At 71.8% G+C, this 301-nt stretch carries 1 protein-coding gene; it reads left to right on the forward strand.

Annotation, left to right across the window (positions count from 1 at the left end):
• Nucleotides 1-301: phosphopantetheine-binding protein (locus ADK60_RS27255; protein ID WP_159400604.1), on the forward strand; the 301-nt coding region annotated here is incomplete at both ends.

Below are 301 nucleotides of genomic sequence, written 5' to 3' on the forward strand. Positions count from 1 at the left end.
GCTGCCGCTGACCCCGAACGGGAAACTGGACCGGAAGGCGCTGCCCGTACCGGACTTCGCCGCACTGACCTCCAGCCGAGGCCCCCGCACCGAGCGGGAGGAGACCCTCTGCGGCCTGTTCGCCGACGTGCTCGGACTCGAACGGGTCGGCATCGACGACTCCTTCTTCCACCTCGGCGGACACTCTCTGCTCGCCACCCGACTCGCCGGCCGCATCCGCGCCGCCCTCGGCGTCGACCTGGAGATCCGCACCCTCTTCGAGGCCCCCACCGTCGCCGCCCTCACCGAGCACCTCGACCAG

It is taken from the genome of Streptomyces sp. XY431, assembly GCF_001279805.1.
Taxonomy (GTDB): domain Bacteria; phylum Actinomycetota; class Actinomycetes; order Streptomycetales; family Streptomycetaceae; genus Kitasatospora; species Kitasatospora purpeofusca.